Source organism: Roseateles sp. P5_E11, assembly GCF_054049355.1.
On record NZ_JBFUMO010001183.1, the window covers coordinates 1 to 596 of the forward strand.

The 596-nt window shown below is 64.9% G+C and carries 2 protein-coding genes; both read left to right on the top strand.

The window, feature by feature from the left end:
- On the top strand, positions 1 to 192 hold a 192-nt coding region (locus tag ACXJKR_RS34220; protein ID WP_457326652.1), incomplete at its 5' end, for a nicotinamide mononucleotide transporter.
- Positions 193 to 334: 142 nt separating this feature from the next.
- A partial coding sequence (locus ACXJKR_RS34225) for an AAA family ATPase (protein ID WP_457326653.1) occupies positions 335 to 596 on the top strand: 262 nt, incomplete at its 3' end.

Consider the following 596-nt stretch of genomic DNA (forward strand, 5'->3'; position numbering starts at 1 on the left):
TTCCCCACAGTCGCCAGCCTGCTTGGCCAATGGCTGCTGGCGCGCAAATACGAAGAGAACTGGCCGACCTGGATCGTCGTCAACGTGGTCAGCGTCGTGCTCTTTGGCCTCAAGGGCTATTGGCTGACCGTGATCCTCTACGCCGGCTTCATCCCGATGAGCGTGATCGGCTGGCGCGCCTGGAGAAAATGAGCTCCCCCCCTACGCGTTGCGCGCGCCCCCTTCGAGGGGGCACTGCCAGTGGCCCGGCAAAGCCGGTTCCACGGCAGTCGCTTGGCCAGCCACCACACGGCGAACTTGGCCACGCACAATTTGCGGAGCCTTCATGGCAAGGATGATTGCCTTGTTGGGTGCCGAATGCACCGGCAAGTCCACGCTGGCCGAGGCATTGGCACGGCAATTCAATGCCGGGCTCGTCAGCGAATACCTGCGCGAATGGTGCGACGCCCATGGCCGCACACCGCTGCAGCACGAGCAGGCCCATATCGCTGCCGAGCAGGCCGCGCGCATCGAGGCCGCGGCGCGGGCGCATGAACTGGTCTTCTGCGACACCACGCCGCTGATCACGGCACTGTGCAGCCAGCACTACTTCGGCG